Here is a 17,954-nt window from a genome sequence, read left to right as displayed (position 1 = left end):
AGAGCCTTACGCCGTAACCGTCTTGACAGGTGATGACGATCCTGGAAAGGTCGTCACTAGTCAAAGCGGTTACTCACCTTTAAGGAACTCCCTCATGGCAGTCGTCCGCATCCACCTCGTCTCCGCGCTGAGCCCGTCGGCCGTCCGGGAGGTGCTCACCGACTTCGGCCCCTCCCGCCCGCAGGTCTGGTCCACGATCGACGCCGAGCACTTCACCGTCCACGACCTGGGGGTCGATCGGGCCGAGGTGACCGAGGGAACCGCCGCGGCCTGGGAGCGTGCCCGCTACGAGTGGGCCCCTGACGGCGACACCGTCACCGTCACGACGCTCGACTCGAAGCTCTTCGGCGCCGGTGGCGGCTGGGTCTTCCGGATGACCCCCGAGGGCGACGGCACCCGCGTCGACGTGGAACTGACGCGACGACCTCGCGCGCTCAAGGGAAAGATCCTCGCCGCGCTGCTTCCCGTAGTCGCTCCCGGTGCCCTGCGCAAGTCCCTCGCCGGGCCACTGCAGGCCAGGTGAAGGTGGCCGGCCGCACGATCGGCGGTGCGGTGCGGTGCCGTGCGGCGCGGTGACCGAGCGGCCGCTGCCGGCTGCCCGGTGCGCGGCACGTCCTGGCACACATGTGAGCGGTCCGAGGACCACCCCGTGCCTCGGGGCACACGGACCGTGGGCCGGCCCGCGGGTGACAGGACCGTGGGCCGGAGGGGCGGGGAGATCGCGAGGGAGCGGACCGTTGCGCGACGCCCCCGGCTCTCCCGGCCGCGAGGTGCTATCCGGCCGTACCACCAGCAGCAGCCCCGTGGGCACCGCCGTCCAGGGTGTACATCACCGACCGCTCCTCCTTGTGACGCCGTACCCGGCCCTTCGCGACCAGCGACTCCAGGGTGTTCCGCACGACCTGCGGGGTCGGCTCCCGGGCCGGGTACTTGGCCATGAGTTCGTCGCGCAGGTCCTTCGCGAGCTGCGGCTCGCCGTAGCCGGCGAGCAGCTCCAGCAGGATGTCCCCCAGCAGCGGCTGCTGCGCCTTCCCCTTCCGGCCGGCCCGCGCGGTACCCGTACGGGCCGCGGCCGCGCCGGGGGCGGACTTCGCGCGCCGCCGCGGCCGGACGGGCACCGGTTCGGCCTGAGCCTGCTCCGGCAGGGGGGAGGGCTCCGCGCCGTCCTGGTAGTGCTCGGCCAGCGTCATGATGTCGATCAGGAGCGCCTCCTCCTGCCGCAGCGACTTGAGCTCCTCGGCCAGGTCCTGCTGCCGGCGGCGGTTCTCCTCCAGATCCGACGTGGCCTGTGCGACGTACCGCGATCGGAGCGTGGCGGCTGACTGGCTGGTCACAACCGGTCACTCCTCCGTACTTGGGATGGGCTGGGCATGTCTGCGCGCCGAGGTCCAGGACACCGTGAGCACGTCAGGAAACGTGGCTCGCCACCGGACCGCCCCGAGCACCGCCCACCGGGGAACATGCCCCGGAGCATGTCGGTGAATCGTCAGCGGCGACCATCCTGGCACATCCGCAGGCCGTCCGTGCCGGTGCACGGATGCCGGGGCCGGGGCCGGTCGGCTCCGACCTGGGCGGCCGGCAGGGGACACACATGTCGCACCGCCCGCGAGAGCGGCATACGCATCTCCGATGCGGTGGTGGTCCTGCTTCCGGTGGGTATCTCGGGACACGCCTGCGGGTCCGCGCAGGTCCCCCCTGTGGACGGGCCTGCGCCGCACGGCCTGTCCGCCGGCCGGACGGGTGTGCCCGCGGTGACCCTCGGGCGCCGTGAGGAGCGGCATCACCGGCGCTACTGCACGGCGGTCGTGCGGCTTCTCAGCTCCGGCGACGGGTTCGCCTACCGCAACCACCTGGCCGTGTACCACTGACGCGGCGGGAGGTCCGGCTGCCCCCGCCGCCTCGAACCGGTCCGGAGCGGGCGCGCGGCCACCGTCCCCGGTGGCCGCCGGAGGAGGGCCCGGGCGGCGGGACCGTCGAATGACCTAGGGCACGCCCGGTCAGGTGTTCGCGACGGGTACCCGTCCCGGGCCGTCACCTGACTGATGTGTGCTCCCCCCGTACCCGGCCAGTCTGAATCCCGTCAGCGGCGGACCGCACGGCGCCCACCCCGGTCGAGTGCACCCCGCAACTGCCGCCCACGTCCGGCGCTCCCGCCGGCCGCGGGCCCACCCCCGGACGCACGCCCTGCGGCGTCCCGGAGGACCGGAACGACCCCACTACCTTGGACGGCACATCGATGAAACGACTTCTGACGGTCCTCGCGGCCGGAGTACCGCTGGCCGCGGCCATCTACGCGCCCAGCGCCTCGGCCGCCGCGGGCGGCCCGGCGGCAGCCGCCCACAGCTGCACCGCCCCCGTGCTGGACGCGCCGGCCGGTACCCGGGTGGAGGGCGTCACCGCGGTCGCCCGGGCCGCCGGCACCTTCGAGGTGCCCGCGGTGTTCCCGCTGCCCGCGGCGCACGTCCCCGACGTCCCGGCCTTCTGCGACGTCACGGTGACGCTCACCCACCCCGGCCAGGGCGACCACGCCCACGTCCGGGTCTGGCTGCCGCAGGAGAACTGGAACGGCCGGCTGCAGTCGGTGGGCGGCAGCGCCTACGCGGCCGGCGACTACGGCAGCGACCTGGCCGGGGCGGTCAAGGGCGGCTACGCCGCCGCGACCACCGACGCGGGCGTCGGCTCGTACCTCGACACGAGCTGGGCCCTCGACGCCGGCGGCAAGGTCGACACCGGGCTGCTGGAGAACTTCGCCTCGCGTTCCGAGCACGAGGCGGCGGTCCTTGCCAAGCAGGTCGTCGCCGGCGTCTACGGTCGCGCCGCCTCCTACGCGTACTTCACCGGCTGCTCGACCGGCGGGCGGCAGGGCTACGCGGAGGCCCAGAAGTACCCGGAGGACTACGACGGCATCCTCGCCAACGCCCCGGCCGTCAACTGGGACGAGTTCGAGGTCGCCACGCTGTGGCCGCAGGTGGTGATGAACGAGCAGCAGACCTACCCGACCGGCTGCGAGTTCAAGGCCTTCACCGACGCGGCCGTCCAGGCCTGCGACCCGGACGACGGCGCCGTGGACGGCCTGGTGTCCGACCCCGACCGGTGCGGCTACGACCCGCGCCGGCTGATCGGCAGCACCGTCGAGTGCGACGGCCGGCAGCTCACGATCACCGCGGCCGACGCCGAGGTGGTCCGCCGGATCTGGGACGGGCCGCGCACCCCGTCGGGGCAGAAGCTGTGGGCCGGCGTCCCGGCCGGGGCGGACCTCAGCGGTCTGGCGGGCACGACGACCGGGGCGGACGGCAGGCCCGTGGGCACGCCCTTCCCCGTCCCGGCCGAGTGGGTGTCCGGCTGGCTCAAGAAGCAGCCCGCGTTCGACGTCTCGACCATCACCTACGGGCAGTTCACCCAGCTCTTCAAGCAGTCCCAGAACGAGTACGACAAGATCATCGGAACGGACGACCCCGACCTGTCCGCCTTCCGCAAGGCCGGCGGGAAGCTCCTCACCTACCACGGCACCGCCGACCAGTACATCCCCACCGACGGCACCGTGAAGTACCGTCAGCAGGTCGAGCGGCGGATGGGCGGCGCGAAGAAGACCGACGACTTCTACCGCCTCTTCCTCGCGCCCGGCACCGCCCACTGCGGGCTCAACGGCCAGAACAGCGGCCTGGCGGCCCTGACCGCCTGGGTCGAGCAGGGCAAGGCACCGAAGACGCTGGCCGCCACGCTGACCACGGCCTCCGGCGGGAGCGTCAGCCGGAACCTGTGCGCCTACCCGTCGGTCTCGCGCTACCGGGGCGGTGACATCGCCGACCCGGCCAGCTTCCGCTGCGCCCCGGCCTCCGGTCACTGAGCCGACGCACCGGCGCCGCGGCCCGCACCCCGCCCAGGGGTGCGGGCCGCGGCGCTGCCACGGGCCGCCGGCACGGCCGCGGGGTGACGAGGCCTCGGCGGGCCGGTACGGCGCTCGGGGCGGCACCGCGGCCGGGCCTGCCCGGCACCCGTGCCAGGACGGCCAAGCGGCCGCCCGCGCCCCCGGGGGAGGGGGCGTGGGCGGCCGCACGTCGGCGCTGCCGGGCGGGCGCAGGAGAGGCGGTGGAGAGGCGGGCGAAGGGCGTCCGGCATGCCGCCGCGCGGTCCACCGGCCGTGTCCGGGGCCGGCGGGCGGTCAGTCCGAGCGGACCTCGGGCGACTCGTGCAGAGCGGCGGCCCAGGCGTCCCAGTCCACGTCCCGCAGCTCGGCACCGGCGGGCACCCTTCGGTAGGTGGCCGCCAGCCACCGGACCAGCGGGGGCAGCGGGAGTTCGAACAGGGCCGTCCCGTCGGGGTGGTTGAGCTGCAGGCGCGCGGTCCGCGCCCCTTCCGGGCTGACCGGCCAGATCTGGACGTCCCCCAGCCCGCCGAGCACCGACAGGCCCTGGTCCAGCAGGTCCCGTCCCATCACCCAGGGGATGCGGCCCTCCGGCGCCACGAAGGTCACCGTGACGACCAGCGCGGTGGCCGGATCGAACCGGAACTCCGCCCGCAGCGAGCGCCGCTGTCCGCAGAAGCCCACGAGCTGGTGGATGTCCAGGGACAGCGGGCCCGGGGAGGCCTCCGGGTACCCGCTCGCTCCGGGCTGGTCGTCGTTCATGCCGCATGGTCCTCTCGAATGACGGTGGCTGGCGACACCCACTCTCGACGCCCCCGCCGCGGCACACATCCGTAAGGTGACGGTTAGCATCACGGACCGACCGGTACCGGTGTGGCACACGTCGCTGTCCGGCTCGGAGGCCGCCCGAACCGCCGCGTGCGCCCCGCCGGACCGGCCCGGCGGGCTGCCCGCCGTACGGGCCGCCGGGCCGGGCGCGTCCGCACCCGGTCACTTTCAGTCATTCGACTGATCCCCCACGAAGCACCCTCCAGCAAGCTGGGGTGGTGGCCGCATCGGTGCAGGCCGTCATCAGGCTCGGAGGACCAGTGGTGATCCGTACTCCCGTCGTGTTCATCCATGGCGCGTGGCTGCACGCAAGGTCGTGGGAGTCCTGGGCGGCGCGCTTCGCCGGACACGGCTACGCCACCTGCGCGCCCGGGTGGCCCGGCGAACCGCCCACCGCGCGCGAGGCGCGCGAGCGTCCGCACGCCGTCCCCGACCTCGGACTGGACGACCTGACCGAGCATTTCGCCGAGGTCGTACGCTCCTTCGACGTTCCTCCGGTGATCGTCGGGCACTCGGTCGGTGGACTGGTCGCCCAGCACCTGATCGGGGACCGGCTGGGGCAGGCGGCGGTCGCCATCGCCCCGGCGCCCATCAACGACATCGCGCTGCACACCCGCCCCGGGCCCGTCGCGGAGCCGTCCCGGGCCCCGGTCCTGCTCACCCCCGAGTGCTTCCGCGCCGTGTTCGCCAACGCCGCCGGCCCCGAGGAGTCCGAGCGGCTGTACGAGCGGTACGCGGTGCCCGTCCCGCGCCGCCTGCTCGACGACCTCGGCTGCGACGGCCGGCCGCGCCGGCCGAGCGTCCTCGTGGACACCGGGAACACCGGGCGCGGTCCGCTGCTGCTGGTCTCCGGCCAGGAGGACCTGCTGGTCCCCGACGCCGTGACCCGGACGGTGTACAAGGAGTACGGCGACTCCACGGCCCTGACGGACCTCAAGCAGTTCGCCGACCGGGGCCACTCGCTGGTCGTCGACAGCGGCTGGCCGTTCGTCGCCGACCACGTGCTCGGCTGGCTCGACCGACGGGGCGTGCGGCCCACCGGACCCGGCCACCGGTGACCGGCCACCGCCGACCCGGCCCGCCGGCGCGGACGGGCCGCCGTCGTCCTCCGCCGGAGCGGCCTAACCGTTGCTCCCCTCGGGGGCGTTGCCCAGCGCGTCGCGCAGCGCCGCGGACGAGGGCCGGGTGGCCGTCCGGGAGGCCCGGAGCTCGGCCCGGGCCCGGTTCGCCCATGGGGTCGCACCGAGCCGTTCGAAGGCCTCGGCCGCCCGCGTCCGCGTCTGACGGGCCGCCTTCGGCCCCTGCGCGTGGCGGACGCGGATGCCACGGGCCAGCCGGATGCGGGCCAGCCGGATGCGGGCCAGCTCGAAGGGGAAACCGGCGTTGTCCGCGAGCGACTCGGCCCGTTCGTACGGGGCGGTCGCGTCCTGCTCGCCGTCGGCCGTCGTCGCCGGCGCCCCGTAGGTGATCAGTGCACCGCGCGGAAGTGGCGGCGAGAGCGCACACCTGTGTCGCGCCCAACCAGACACATGTCGAGCGGCAGCGGGCGGCCCACGTCACCACGCCCGGGTCACACCCGGCCGAGTCCGGAGCGGACGGGCCGCCCCGTGACGGTGCGGCGCTTCCCGCAGCGGGCTTCGTCCCGCCGAGCCGGCCACCTCACGGAGCCGGCGCTCCCGGTCGGACAGCCGGGCCGGCCGGGCCGGCCGGGGCGGCCGTACCTCGGCCGGCGGTCAGGGTGCGCCGATCCCCCGCAGCAGGGTGGCGACGACCAGGTCTGCCGCCGGGCCGGCCGCCAGCTCCGGCTCCTGCCGGGCGGCCAGGTGCATGAGTTCCGGCAGCAGGGCGGCGGCCCAGCCCGCCGGCAGCGAGGCGCTGAGCAGGCCTTCGTCGGTGGCGCGACGCAGGAAGGCGTCGACCTCGGCGACGGCGACGTCCCGGCGTTCACGGCTTTCCCGGTCGGCGAGCATCCGGGTGAGGTCCACCGGCCAGGTCCGGTTGACCTCGATGACGTTCTCCACGTAGCGGTGCAGGGCCACGGCGACGGGGGCCTCTCGCAGGCGGGCGTCGGCGATGGCGTGCTCGACGGCCTCCAGGCGGGCCGCGTACACGGCCGCCAGGAGGTCCTCACGCGAGGCGAACCGCCGGTACACGGTGCGCCGGTCCACCCCCGCCTCCGCGGCTATGGCGGAGATGCTGGCTCCCGGGTCGGCGGCCAGCATCCGCGCTCCGGTGGTCAGTACGGCCTGGATGTTCCGCGCGGCATCAGCTCTCACAGCGGGAAGTCTACCCGCCGGTGTGCAGTCTGCGGCCGCGACCACCACGGACCGGCGCCATGGATACGCGCAAACGCGTCAGGACTGTGGCACTAGGCCCGCGGCGACAGCCCACCCGCGCCCGGGGGCCCTGGACCTCCAGGTGTACTGATCCGTCCTTCCTGCGCCCCACCGACCGGGCCGAGCAGAGCAGTCGCCCTCGCCCACCGGGAGGAGGAAGTTCCGGGAATCCGAGAAGAGGGGCGGTCACAGAAAGGGCCCGGCCGTAGCCGGGCCCCTCGGTGGTTCCGGTCAGAAGTGGTCGACGTCCACGACGGCCTGGGCGAACGCCGTCGGTGCCTCCTGGGGGAGGTTGTGGCCGATGCCGGCCAGGGTCCGGTGCTCGTAGGGCCCGGTGAACATGGCGCGGTAGGTGGAACCGTCGCCGGGGGCGGTGAACGGGTCCAGCGCCGGGTCCAGGGTGATGGTCGGCACGCCGATGGTCGGCTTCCGGGCCAGCCGGTCCTCGTAGCGGTCGTAGCGGCGTTCCCCCTCGGCGACGCTGAGCCGCCAGCGGTAGTTGTGGATCACGATCGCCGCGTAGTCGGGGTTCTCGAAGGCGGCCTCGGTGCGCTCGAAGGTGGCGTCGTCGAAGCTCCAGGTGGGGGAGACCAGTTGCCAGACCAGCCGGGTCAGGTCGTGCCGGAGGTTCTTGGTCTGCATGGCCTTCTCGCCGCGCTCGGTGGCGAAGTAGTACTGGTACCACCAGGTGTGCTCGCCGGCCGGGGCGATCGGCTCCAGCTGGGCCGCGCGGTTGGTGATGAGGTAGCCGCTCACCGAGACCAGCGCCTTGACGCGGTCGGGCCAGAGGGCGGCCAGGATGTCACCGGTCCGCGAGCCCCAGTCGAAGCCGGCCACGACCGCCTTGTCGATCCGCAGGGCGTCCATCAGGGCGATGATGTCCAGCGCGATGGCGGACTGCTGGCCGTTGCGGAAGGTCCGGGGCGACAGGAAGCCGGTGGTGCCGTGGCCGCGCAGGTAGGGGACGATCACCCGGTACCCGAGGCCGGCGAGCAGCGGGGCCACGTCGACGAAGCTGTGGATGTCGTAGGGCCAGCCGTGCAGGCAGAGGACCACCGGGCCACGAGCGGGGCCGAGTTCGGCGTAGCCGACGTTCAGCAGCCCGGCCTCGATCTGCTTCAGGGGCGGGAAGGTCGTGTGGGTGCCCGGCGCGACGGTCGGTACGACCGGGGCCTTTCCGGGGCGGCCCGGGAGGGGCGCGGCGTCGGCGACCCCTTGCAGACCGGTCAGCGAGGCGGCGGCCGCGCCGGCGCCCAGTCCCAGAGCCTTGTTGAAGCTACGCCTGTCGATCATGTGATGCCTTTCGTGTGATGCGGAGGTGCCCTCGGTGCCGAGCAGGGGTCTCCGGGGCATTCCCGTCTGCGACGGGCCGCGCCCCACCTGTGCCCCGCCTGGCGTACGGAGTCCCGGGGCGGACCTGGCGGGGGCCGGTCCACCGGGCCGGCGCATCTCACTCTTCCGCCCGTGCGGGCCCGCGACATCAGTCAGTTGACGGTCGGGCGCAGGCACCGTCTCCCCTGGGACACGGGCGGGCAGGGTGGATGCCCGGATGCCGGGAACGCCGGAGCCGCGGCCGGCCGCCCGTGCAGGCGGCGGAAGGCGAGAAGCGGGCACGGAACGGCAGGAGCCCGCCATGACCGGTACGGGCTCGTCGTCAAGTGACTGATGTCGCGCGCCGCGCCCGTAGGCGACAGTCAGGGCTGACGAAATCGCTCTGCAGAAGGGGAACCCGCCATGGACGGCGAACAGTACGGCCTCCGGGAGCGGCGCACGGGGCCCCGGCCCCAGGACGTGCCGGTGCTGACCCTGCTGGTCAAGCGGGTGCTGGACGGCTACGCCTGGCGGCCCGTCCGGGCGGAGCTACGCTTCGAACCGGCCACGCCCATGATCGTGTCCGTGACCCTGGTGCCGACCCGTGGCCCGGGTGTCGTGTGGCGGATAGGCCGGGAACTGCTCCACCAAGGGCTGTTCGAGGAGAGCGGCGAAGGCCAGGTGCAGGTGTGGCCGGCGCCGGGTAGGGAGGGCGAGGCCGCCTTCCTCCTGCTGGCGTCGCGGCGGTCCAGCGCCGTGCTGGAGCTGCCCGTAACGGCCCTGGTGAACTGGCTCGAGGCGACCTACGCGATCGTGTCGGCGCAGGCCGAGGGCGAATCCCTGGACTGGGACGGATTCATCTCGGGGCTGCTCGACGACCGCCACCGGCCGACGGAGGACTGAGGGCCGGCGGCGCCGCCCCTCCCCGTCGGTCGTCCCTCCCCGTCGGCGGGCCCGGTCCGACGTCGTGCGCGGGCCGACAAGGGCCCGCGCCTGCGGCCCCACGACCTTCCGGTCGGCTGCTGAGAGGAACACCCCCGTGCCCAGGAGCCCGTTCGTCACCGCAGGTTCTCCCGGTCCGCCGGGTACGGCCGGACAGAAGGGCCCCGACCCGTACACGTGGTAGCGCTGCGTCAGGCCGTCGAGCAGGATCTCGTGGGCCCCGCGCGACAGCAGGTCGGACGGTTGGTCGGTCATCGGGTTGCCCCATGGGTGTGCCCTGCTGCGAACACCTGCAGGACGCGCAACCACCCGCCGACGGAGTCGGGTTGCCGGTCGGGTTGCCGTAGGTCGCCGATCCGCCGCAGCGCGATCAACGAGGCGTCCTGGACGGCGTCGTCCGCGTCGGGTGCATTGCCCAGGAGACTCACCGCCACGGCGCGGATCCCGGCCCGGTGGCGTTCGAGCAGCGCGCCCAGCGCGGCGACCTCGCCGGTGCGGGTGCCCGGGACGAGGTCCACGTCGGACGGATTCCCACTGGCCCCGGGGTCCGAGCCCCGGGCCCCGGGGGTCACGCGGTCGTCGCCGGAGCCGATGGCACGGGCCCTCCCGTCGCGGCCGTCCCGGGCGGGTCGCGTGGTCACGTGATGCCCTCAGGTACCCCACGGGGATGGCGGAAAGCTGTCTACAGCCGGCAGGCATGTAGCTATAGCCGCATTAAGTGCTACATTGATGTGACAGAAAACGAGAGAGTGCAGGAGAGAGACATGATCATCTACGACCGGCTCTTCATCGCGGGTGCCTGGACCGAGCCGAGCGACGCCGAACCGCTGGACATCCGGTCCCCGCACGACGGGACGGTGATCGGCAGGGCCGCGCAGGCCCGGCCGGCCGACGTGGACCGCGCCGTGGCCGCCGCCCGCGCCGCCTTCGACGAGGGCGCCTGGCGCGAGACCCCGCCGCTGGAACGGGTGGCGGTGCTGCGGCACTTCAACGAACTGCGGGAGAAGAACGCGGAGCGGATCGCCCGGCTGATCGCGGCCGAGAACGGCTCGGCGGGCTGGTTCACCAGGGCCGGCCAGGCGGGCCTGACCCGCCAGGCCAACGCCTACCTGAAGGCCGCCGAGGAGTTCGGGTGGGAGCAGACCCTGACCCCCTCCGACCCGGCCTCGCCGGTGCGGAGCGTGGTGCGCCGCGAGGCGGTGGGCGTGGTGGCCGCGGTGATCCCGTGGAACTCGCCTTTCTCCGCCGCCACCGCCAAGATCATCCCGGCGCTGCTGGCGGGCAACTCGGTGGTCCTGAAGGCCTCCCCGGAGAACTCACTGAGCATGGGCCTGCTCGCCGACCTGCTGGAGCAGGTCGGACTGCCCGGGGGAGTGGTCAGCATCCTGCCGGCCGACCGGGAGACCAGCGAGTACCTGGTCTCGCACCCGGACGTCGACAAGATCGCCTTCACCGGCTCCACCCAGGCCGGCCGGCGGATCGCCTCGATCGCCGGTGAACAGCTCAAGCGCGTCAGCCTGGAGCTGGGCGGCAAGTCGGCCGCCGTCATCCTGCCCGACGCCGACATCCGGCGGGCGGTCCAGGGCCTCAAGTTCTCCTCCCTGCTCAACAACGGCGAATCCTGCATCGCGCAGACCCGCGTCCTGGCCCCGCGCAGCCGCTACGCGGAGGTCGTCGCCGGACTGAAGGAGCTCGTCGAGTCCCTCAAGGTCGGTGATCCCACCGACCCCGACACCTTCATCGGGCCGATGATCCGCCGCGACCAGCAGGAGCGCGTCCGCCAGTACATCGCCCTCGGCATCGAGGAGGGCGCCCGCCTGGTCACCGGCGGCCCGCAGGTTCCCGAAGGGCTGGAGGACGGCTACTACGTCACCCCGACCCTCTTCGCCGACGTCGACAACTCCATGCGCATCGCCCAGGAGGAGATCTTCGGCCCGGTCCTGGTGGTCATCGCCTACGAGGACGAGGACGACGCCGTCCGGATCGCCAACGACTCCGAGTACGGCCTGTCGGGCGGTGTCTGGTCCGCGAGCGAGGAGCACGCGCTGGAGGTCGCCCGCCGCATCCGCACCGGGACGGTGACCGTCAACGGCGCCGCCGTCGGCTTCGACGGCCCGTTCGGCGGCTTCAAGGCCAGCGGCACCGGCCGCGAGTACGGCGCCGTCGGCCTCGGCACCTACACCGAGTACAAGACCATCACCCTCTGACGCACGACCCGTGGTCCGGGCGGCGGCAGCTCGGCCGCCGCCGCCCCCGGGCCCCGTCCCGTCCCCGCCGCCACCGGCCGCGAACCTGCGGCCCGGCGCTTCCTCGACCGACAGGATCACCTGCCATGCCCAGGGAACACCCCGCCCAGGCGCCCAGGACCCGCGGCGTCCCAGCCGCGATGAGCGCCCTCGTCCTCGCGGTGCTGCTCGCGGCCCTCGACCAGACCATCGTCTCCACCGCGCTGCCGCGGATAGCCGCCGACCTCGACGGGTTCGACGACATCGCCTGGGTCAGCGCCGGCTACCTGCTGGCCTCGACCGCCGTCACCCCGCTCTGGGGCAAGCTCGGCGACATGTTCGGCCGCAAGCGGCTCTACCTGGCCGCCACCGCCGTGTTCCTCGCGGCGTCCGTGGCCTGCGGCCTCGCGCAGGACCTGCCCCAGCTGATCGGCGCCCGGGTCCTGCAGGGCGTGGGCGGCGGCGGCATGATCGTCCTGACCTTCGCCCTGGTCGGTGACATCGTCGCGCCCGAACGGCGCGGCCGCTACCAGAGCCTGTTCGGCTCCGTGTACGGCGTCGCCAGCATCATCGGGCCGCTGCTCGGCGGGGTCTTCACCGACCAGCTCTCCTGGCGCTGGGCCTTCCTGGTCAACCTGCCGATCGGCATCGTGGCGCTCGTGGTCGCCGCCCGGGCACTCCCCGCGGCCGTGCGCGGCACCAGGGCTCCCGTCGATTACGCCGGCGCCCTGGTCCTGGCCGCCATCGCCACCGGCCTGGTGCTGGTCACCTCGTTCGCCGGCCGCTGGGGCCGGACCTCGCCCGCGATCCTCGGCCTGACCGCCGCCACCGTCGTGCTCGCCGCCCTGTTCGTCCCCCTCGAACGCCGCGCCGCCGCCCCCGTCCTGCCGGTCACCATGCTCACCTCCCGCACGGTGGTGCTCTCCTCGCTGATCGGCTTCGCGGCCAACGCGGCGATGTTCAGCGTCCTGGTGTACCTGCCCACCTACCTGCAGATCGTCGACGGCGTCTCGGCGGCCCTCTCCGGCGTGCACATGCTGCCGCTGGTCGTCGGCCTCGTGCTCAGCCAGTCCCTCGCCGCGCGCTGGGCGGCGAACGCCGGACGCCTGCGCCTGATCCTGGTCTCCGGACTGGTCGTCAACCTGGCCGGACTGGTCCTGCTGTCCACCGTCGGCGCGGGCACCGGCACCGTCGTCCTGAGCGGCTACTTCCTGATCACCGGTGTCGGCATCGGCATGGTCCCGATGGTCGTGCTCACCGCCGTCCAGAACTCCGTCCCCGTGGCGGACCTCGGCGCCGCGAGCGCCGTGGTCACCTTCGCCCGGTCCGTCGGCGCCGCTTTCGGGGTCGCGGTCTTCGGCGCCCTGCTCACCGCGGACTTCGCCACCCGCACCCACGACCTGCCGCGCACCGGTGGCTTCGACCCCTCACGGCCGGAGTCCCTCGCCCAGCTCCCGGCCCACGCCCAGGACCTCGCGCGGGCCGCGTTCGCCCACGCCACCGGTGGCGCCTTCCTGCGGATCGCCCCGGCCCTGGCGGTGGGCGCCCTACTGGCCCTGCTGCTCCAGCAGCGCCGGGCGGCCACCGCGGGCCAGGCCGTCCCGGACCGCCCGGCGAAGCAGGCGGACGCCCGCTCGCGGGTCGCCTGAGTGACCGGCCGGAGCCCCGCCGACGGGCCCGTGGCCCGGCGGGGCACGGCCGGGGCGGGCCCCGGGCCACGCCCGCCGGGGCACGCCCCGCGTCCTGGGCCGGCCCCTCGCGACGGCGGAGGGACGGACGGGGTGGACGGGGCGCACGGTGGCAGCACGGGCGGCCCGCGCACCCCGGCTCGCCCCCGCCCGCTCCCGGCCGGCGCCCCGCCGGAGCGCTTCGCCGTCTGCAACGCCGCCCTGGTCCTGCTCACGGCGGCCGCCGTCGAGGCCCCGTGCTGCTCGTCGTGGACGATCTGCCGTGGGTGGACCGCGCCGGCGCCGCCGTCCTCGGATTCGTCGCCCGCCGGACGGCCGGCGAACGTCTCCGGTCCGCCGACGCCTGCTCGACACCGTTCAGGGCAACCCCCTGGCGCTGCTCGAACTCCCTCACGCCCCGCGCCAGGACCAGCCGGCGCCCGGGGCATCCCGTCGGCCGTCCTGCCGCTCGGCGGGACGCCTGCGGTCCCTCTTCCTCACCCGCGTCCCTTCCTCACCCGCGTCCGCGACCTGCCCGCCGCCACCCGGAACCTGCTGCTCCTGGCCGTCCTCGACGGCACCGGCCACCTCGCCGTGCTGTCCGCGGCGGTCCGCCTGACGCCCCGTCCGGTCCGCCCCGGCCTCCCCCGGGCGGACCCGGTGCGGCGCCAAGGCCCGCGCCGGCCCGTCCCTCACCGCCGCCGCGGGGCGCGTTCCTTCTCGGTCAGGCCGCCCCACACCCCGTGGCCCTCCCGGGTGCGCAGGGCGAAGTCGGCGCAGGCGTCACGTACCGGGCGTCGCGCGCAGACCCTGCGGGCGGCCTCCTCACGTCCCTGCTTGGCGTCGGTCCGTTCGTCGGGCGCTGCGAAGAAGACGGAGCTGTCCATGCCCCGGCAGGCGGCCGAACTCTGCCAGGCCCACATCTCCGGCGTGGGCGCCACCGGCGGCGCGTCCCCGGCGTTCCGCCGGTCGCCGCCCAGGCGCGGGCCGCTCGGACGGCGGCCCACGGGTGCGGTCCCGGGTGCCCGGTCCGGGGAAGGCGACGATCGAGGGCGCTCGCGTGGGGCGGCCGGTCCGGCCGGGGCCGGGGTGCGGACGAGGCGGTGTCCCGCGCCGGTGCCACCGGCGGTGGCGGTCCTGGGGGCGGGGCGGGTCGGTGCGGTGGTCACGGATCCTCCGGAGGCACTGGTGACGGTGGACGGCCCGGGTGGCCGGGCACCGGGCCCGGGCCCGCCGGAGCCGGCGTACTTCGGCACGACCACCCTCGCGCCGGGTCGGGCGCCCGCGGATCCGTCAGATGACGGTCACCGTGCCGACGACACCAGGAGCCCCCCGGCAGGCTCGCTGATCAGGCCTCAAGGCGCACGTCGGTGAGCAGCAGTTCCCGCAGCCGTCGCCGGCTTTCCCCGGTGAGGCCCAGGCCGTCCCGCAGGTAGGCCTCCGGGTCGGGCCAGTGCTCGCGCACGGCGTCCCAGGCGGCCCGCAGGTACTCGGGGCGGGCCTCGAAGACGGGGCGCAGCAAGGTCCACAGCTCGGAGCCGGGTTCGGGGACGGTGCCGTCGGCCCGCCGGAACCGGTAGGCCTGGGCCGGGCCGTTGCTGGCCAGGTAGTCCGCCAGGATCGCCTCCTCGGGGACGCCCAGGGCAAGCAGGACGACGGCGATCGCCCAGCCCGCGCGGTCCTTGCCGGCCGAGCAGTGGACGAGTGCGGGCAGCCCGTCCGGCTCGGCCAGCGACCGGAGGATCAGTGCGTGCTCCCCCGTGCGGGTCACCACCCGGTTGCGGTAGGCGGCGATCATCCGGGCCTCGCCGCCGCCGTGGCCGAGCTCCGCCCGCAGGGTGGCCAGGTCCCCCTCCCGCAACAGGCCGTGGAACTTGGGGCCGGCGGCCGGGTCGGTGAGGGCGATCGAGCGGTGGGTGCTGCCGGGGACGGGGACGTCCCTCCGCTCAGCCCGGAGGTCGGCCGTCCCGCGCAGGTCGATGACGGAGCGCAGGCCCAGTCCGGCCAGCGCCGCCACGTCCTCGGGGGTCGCGTGCGCGAGGTGCCCGCTGCGGAACAGCAGACCGTGCCGGACGGCCCGCCCGTCGGCTGCCGGCAGCCCGCCGACGTCCCGGAAGTTGCGGACACCGGTCAGGACGGGGGTGTTCCGGTCCACGGCTGCGACGTCCTTCCGTAGGGTGCGGCTGACTTTCGCACCCTACGAGGACGGCGGTCCGCCCCGCAGCCGGACCGGCTCCCGGCCCGGACCGGCTCCCGGCCGTCGCCCGTGGACGGGCAAGGGCCGGCCCCGCAGGCTCGGCTGCGGGGCCGGATCGGCGGGGTGGCCGGGTCAGCCGGTCGGCACGTCACCCGGCCTTCCGGGCCGGGTCCTCGAGCCAGGCGCTGCGTGAGCCCCTGGCCGCGGCCGGCGTCTCCTTCTCGTACCCGGCGAGTGCCAGGCCGAGCCCGAAGAAGGTGGGTGCCCACTCACCCACGAAGATGCCCCACCGGTCGGCCCGCTCGACGCCGGCCTGTTCGGCCTTCATCGACGCGAGCCAGCTGACCAGGGACAGGCCGATGGATCCGAACGCCGCGGCGTAGGCCTGCTCGCTGGTCAGCCCTGCTTCGTGGAGCCGACGGACGATGTTCATGATTCCTCCGAGGGTCAGCGGTGCGGTGATGCGCCGTTCCTCCAGCCTGGGAGCGCTGCCCGGATCGCGTCACTCGCATCGTTGGTGCATCGGCCGGTCACCGGCGCCCGTGCCAGCCGGCGGACGTGCGGCCGTCGGCGTCACGCCACCCCGGCGGGCGAGCGTGATCAAGCCCGGGCGCACTGCCGTGACGTGATTCGCCCGGGCGCACTGCCGTGACCTGGTTCAGCCCGGGCGCACAGCCGTGAGGCGCCGGAAGACGAGCGCCAGCAGGACCGCGCAGACGCCTGCACCGGCCGCCGCCAAGGGGGCTCGCGGGGCACCCGCACCCGCGTACAGGGCGCCGGCGCCGGTCAGCGCCGCCAGCAGTGCGGCCAGGGCTGCCAGGACGCGGGGCCGGTGGGTCATCCGCCGCAGGGGCGCGGGCCGCCGGCGGAGCAACCGGTCGAGTGCCGGGGATTCGCGTCGGAGGTGCAGTTCGATCTCGTCCAGCAGCCGTCGCTCCCGGTCGGTCAGGGATGCGTCCACCGAGCTGCCACCTCCTTCGCCGGTCCCTCCCCAGCCTCCGCCCGTCATGCTGCCCCGCCGGTCGCAGCGTTCGTGCATCGTCCGGGTCCGCGGCGCCGGCCGGTCGGCCGGCCACGTGCGCCGGTGACCTTCTCCGCGTACGGTTTCAGGGGCGGGCGGGCATCCGCCGCAGGAGCCGGGTGGCCGCCCAGGCGGGGCCGAGCGGCCGAAGGCGCGAGCTGAGCGAATTGATGCCGTGGGCCTGTCCGGCGAGCAGGGCGGCGACGGTGGTGCCGGCGGACTCGGGGGTGAGCGTGTTGGGATCCAGGCAGCGGCCCAGGGCCGCGCGTTCGGCGTCGTACCCGATCGCGAACTGGTCGCTGGAGAAGGGCAGCAGCAGGGCGGGCACGCCGGCCCGCAGGCACTCCGTGAACGAGTTGTTGCCGCCGTGGTGGACCATCGCGGCGGTGTGCGGGAGCAGTCCCTGCTGCGGGACGGCCGGAGCGACGTGCAGCCGGCCGGGCGCCGCCGCCCGCAGCAGCGGATGCGCGCCGACCTCGGTGACGCGGTCGCCGGCGGCGACGATGACGGAAGCCTCGGTGTGCCGCAGGATTCCGGCCGCGGCGGTGGCCAGGACGTCGTGGCGGGCGGACAGGAAGGTGCCCAGCGCCACCAGGACCAGCGGCCGCCGGCCGGCGGACAGGCGGGACACCACGCCCTGCCAGTGCTCGTCCAGCGTGGCGGCTCCGGGGTCGGTGGGCGGGACCAGATGGCCGGCGTACAGGGCGACCGGGCCGGCCGGAGCGGGCGGCAGCCACGGCAGGCGCGGGTAGTTGAACACGACGGCGTGCGGCGAGCACAGTGCGAAGGCGCGGGCGGGCTCCGGCCTGCGCGGGGCGTGGCGACGGGTGACGGCCTGGAACGCGCCGGTGAACGCGGTGTCGTTGGCCGCCACCGCGGTGCGCAGCCGGTCGAGGTCCGCCGCGGCCGGGCGGAGGGCTTCGGGCCAGGCGTACGGCAGCCCGAACCAGGCGGTGGGGGTGGCGGGCAGGTAGCTGGGGTGGCCCGGGCAGAAGGTGGCGTAGGGCAGGTCCAGGCAGTGCAGGGCGAGGGTCGCCGCGTAGGACAGCTGGTCGACGAGGTACCAGTCCGGGCGCAGCTCCTCGTCCAGCGCGGCGAGGTCGTGCAGGACGCGCTCGGGATCGGCGAGCATGTCGTCGCCGCGGTGGCGGGCCTGGGTGAGCAGGGTCGCGACCGGTCCGTGGTGGGTGGCGTCGAGGAACTCGCGCAGACGGCGGGCCTCGGCCCGGTCCTGCTCGGTGGCCTCGGCGATGCCGTGGTTGGCGTTGCGGGTCACGGCGAGCTCGGTGAACCCGAGGCCGCTGAGGCCGGCGAGGCCGGCGAAGGCGGGGGTGCAGGCGAGGTGGACGCGGGCGCCCTGCCGGCCCAGTGCCGCGCCGAGGGTGGCGAGCGGCCGGGCGTGGGAGGCGAAGGGCGGGCTGATCACGACGACGCGGGCCATGTCTTCCTCCGTCGGGGCGTCGGTTCGCGTGCGGCTTTCCGATGATGCCAGCATTCCGCGCGGGCCACGGGCCGGGCCCGCCCGCGATCGCGTCCCGGTGGCCCTCCTGGTCGTCCTCGCG

The 17,954-nt window shown here is 74.7% G+C and carries 18 protein-coding genes; 7 read left to right on the top strand and 11 right to left on the bottom strand.

Annotated features, from left to right (window positions below; genetic code table 11):
* Window positions 1–94: 94 nt before the first annotated feature.
* Window positions 95–523, top strand: coding sequence for an SRPBCC family protein (locus tag J2S46_RS03940; RefSeq protein WP_191293854.1), 429 nt, complete (start codon window positions 95–97; stop codon window positions 521–523).
* A 250-nt stretch (window positions 524–773) separates the two neighbouring features.
* Here J2S46_RS03940 and J2S46_RS03935 read toward each other — a convergent pair whose 3' ends face one another.
* Complete coding sequence (locus J2S46_RS03935; protein WP_191293853.1) at window positions 774–1,334, bottom strand: hypothetical protein; 561 nt, start codon at window positions 1,332–1,334, stop codon at window positions 774–776.
* A gap of 363 nt (window positions 1,335–1,697) precedes the next feature.
* Between J2S46_RS03935 and J2S46_RS03930 the strand changes: the two genes are divergently transcribed.
* Window positions 1,698–1,868 carry a hypothetical protein gene (locus J2S46_RS03930; protein WP_191293852.1) on the top strand — a complete coding sequence of 57 codons (171 nt, stop codon included), beginning with the start codon at window positions 1,698–1,700 and terminating at the stop codon, window positions 1,866–1,868.
* Between the two features lie 368 nt (window positions 1,869–2,236).
* Entirely contained in the window at window positions 2,237–3,847 is a 1,611-nt protein-coding gene (locus J2S46_RS03925; protein WP_307348669.1) for a DUF6351 family protein, read from the top strand.
* 315 nt (window positions 3,848–4,162) lie between these two features.
* Here the strand turns inward: J2S46_RS03925 and J2S46_RS03920 are convergent, their stop codons facing one another.
* Window positions 4,163–4,627, bottom strand: coding sequence for an SsgA family sporulation/cell division regulator (locus J2S46_RS03920; protein ID WP_191293759.1), 465 nt, complete (start codon window positions 4,625–4,627; stop codon window positions 4,163–4,165).
* 329 nt (window positions 4,628–4,956) lie between these two features.
* On the opposite strand from J2S46_RS03920, the gene J2S46_RS03915 reads away from it, so the two are divergent.
* Entirely contained in the window at window positions 4,957–5,751 is a 795-nt protein-coding gene (locus J2S46_RS03915; protein ID WP_191293758.1) for an alpha/beta hydrolase, read from the top strand.
* 63 nt (window positions 5,752–5,814) lie between these two features.
* Here J2S46_RS03915 and J2S46_RS03910 read toward each other — a convergent pair whose 3' ends face one another.
* The 3 genes from J2S46_RS03910 to J2S46_RS03900 form a co-directional block, all read right to left on the bottom strand.
* Complete coding sequence (locus J2S46_RS03910; protein ID WP_191293757.1) at window positions 5,815–6,222, bottom strand: hypothetical protein; 408 nt, start codon at window positions 6,220–6,222, stop codon at window positions 5,815–5,817.
* Between the two features lie 204 nt (window positions 6,223–6,426).
* A complete protein-coding gene (locus tag J2S46_RS03905) occupies window positions 6,427–6,915 on the bottom strand; it encodes a TetR family transcriptional regulator (protein ID WP_191293770.1) in 489 nt (162 codons plus the stop codon).
* A gap of 345 nt (window positions 6,916–7,260) precedes the next feature.
* Complete coding sequence (locus J2S46_RS03900) at window positions 7,261–8,322, bottom strand: alpha/beta fold hydrolase (protein ID WP_191293756.1); 1,062 nt, start codon at window positions 8,320–8,322, stop codon at window positions 7,261–7,263.
* Between the two features lie 441 nt (window positions 8,323–8,763).
* Here J2S46_RS03900 and J2S46_RS03895 point away from each other — a divergent pair, with 441 nt between their 5' ends.
* Window positions 8,764–9,243: an SsgA family sporulation/cell division regulator gene (locus J2S46_RS03895; RefSeq protein WP_191293755.1), complete on the top strand. Its 480-nt coding sequence runs from the start codon at window positions 8,764–8,766 to the stop codon at window positions 9,241–9,243.
* 290 nt (window positions 9,244–9,533) lie between these two features.
* Here the strand turns inward: J2S46_RS03895 and J2S46_RS03890 are convergent, their stop codons facing one another.
* Window positions 9,534–9,800, bottom strand: a complete 267-nt coding sequence (locus tag J2S46_RS03890) for an RNA polymerase sigma factor (RefSeq protein WP_191293754.1) — start codon at window positions 9,798–9,800, stop codon at window positions 9,534–9,536.
* Window positions 9,801–10,046: 246 nt separating this feature from the next.
* Between J2S46_RS03890 and J2S46_RS03885 the strand changes: the two genes are divergently transcribed.
* On the top strand, window positions 10,047–11,489 hold the full coding sequence (locus J2S46_RS03885) for an aldehyde dehydrogenase (protein WP_191293753.1): 1,443 nt from the start codon (window positions 10,047–10,049) through the stop codon (window positions 11,487–11,489).
* A gap of 125 nt (window positions 11,490–11,614) precedes the next feature.
* Window positions 11,615–13,156 (top strand): MDR family MFS transporter, encoded by a 1,542-nt coding sequence (locus tag J2S46_RS03880; protein ID WP_229913285.1) that lies wholly within the window; start codon window positions 11,615–11,617, stop codon window positions 13,154–13,156.
* Window positions 13,157–13,866: 710 nt separating this feature from the next.
* Here the strand turns inward: J2S46_RS03880 and J2S46_RS03875 are convergent.
* The 5 genes from J2S46_RS03875 to J2S46_RS03855 all read right to left on the bottom strand — a co-directional run bounded on the left by J2S46_RS03875 (window position 13,867) and on the right by J2S46_RS03855 (window position 17,833).
* Window positions 13,867–14,115 carry a WhiB family transcriptional regulator gene (locus J2S46_RS03875; protein WP_307348661.1) on the bottom strand — a complete coding sequence of 83 codons (249 nt, stop codon included), beginning with the start codon at window positions 14,113–14,115 and terminating at the stop codon, window positions 13,867–13,869.
* Window positions 14,116–14,522: 407 nt separating this feature from the next.
* Entirely contained in the window at window positions 14,523–15,329 is an 807-nt protein-coding gene (locus J2S46_RS03870; protein ID WP_191293752.1) for a tyrosine-protein phosphatase, read from the bottom strand.
* Window positions 15,330–15,519: 190 nt separating this feature from the next.
* Window positions 15,520–15,804 carry a hypothetical protein gene (locus J2S46_RS03865; protein WP_229913283.1) on the bottom strand — a complete coding sequence of 95 codons (285 nt, stop codon included), beginning with the start codon at window positions 15,802–15,804 and terminating at the stop codon, window positions 15,520–15,522.
* Between the two features lie 225 nt (window positions 15,805–16,029).
* Entirely contained in the window at window positions 16,030–16,332 is a 303-nt protein-coding gene (locus J2S46_RS03860) for a DUF3040 domain-containing protein (RefSeq protein WP_191293751.1), read from the bottom strand.
* Window positions 16,333–16,477: 145 nt separating this feature from the next.
* Window positions 16,478–17,833 (bottom strand): glycosyltransferase, encoded by a 1,356-nt coding sequence (locus J2S46_RS03855; RefSeq protein WP_191293750.1) that lies wholly within the window; start codon window positions 17,831–17,833, stop codon window positions 16,478–16,480.
* Between the last annotated feature and the right edge of the window lie 121 nt (window positions 17,834–17,954).

The sequence above is a fragment of the Kitasatospora herbaricolor genome (genome assembly GCF_030813695.1).
In the GTDB taxonomy this organism is placed as follows: domain Bacteria; phylum Actinomycetota; class Actinomycetes; order Streptomycetales; family Streptomycetaceae; genus Kitasatospora; species Kitasatospora herbaricolor.
This window is presented reverse-complemented; position numbering and strand designations above follow the sequence as displayed.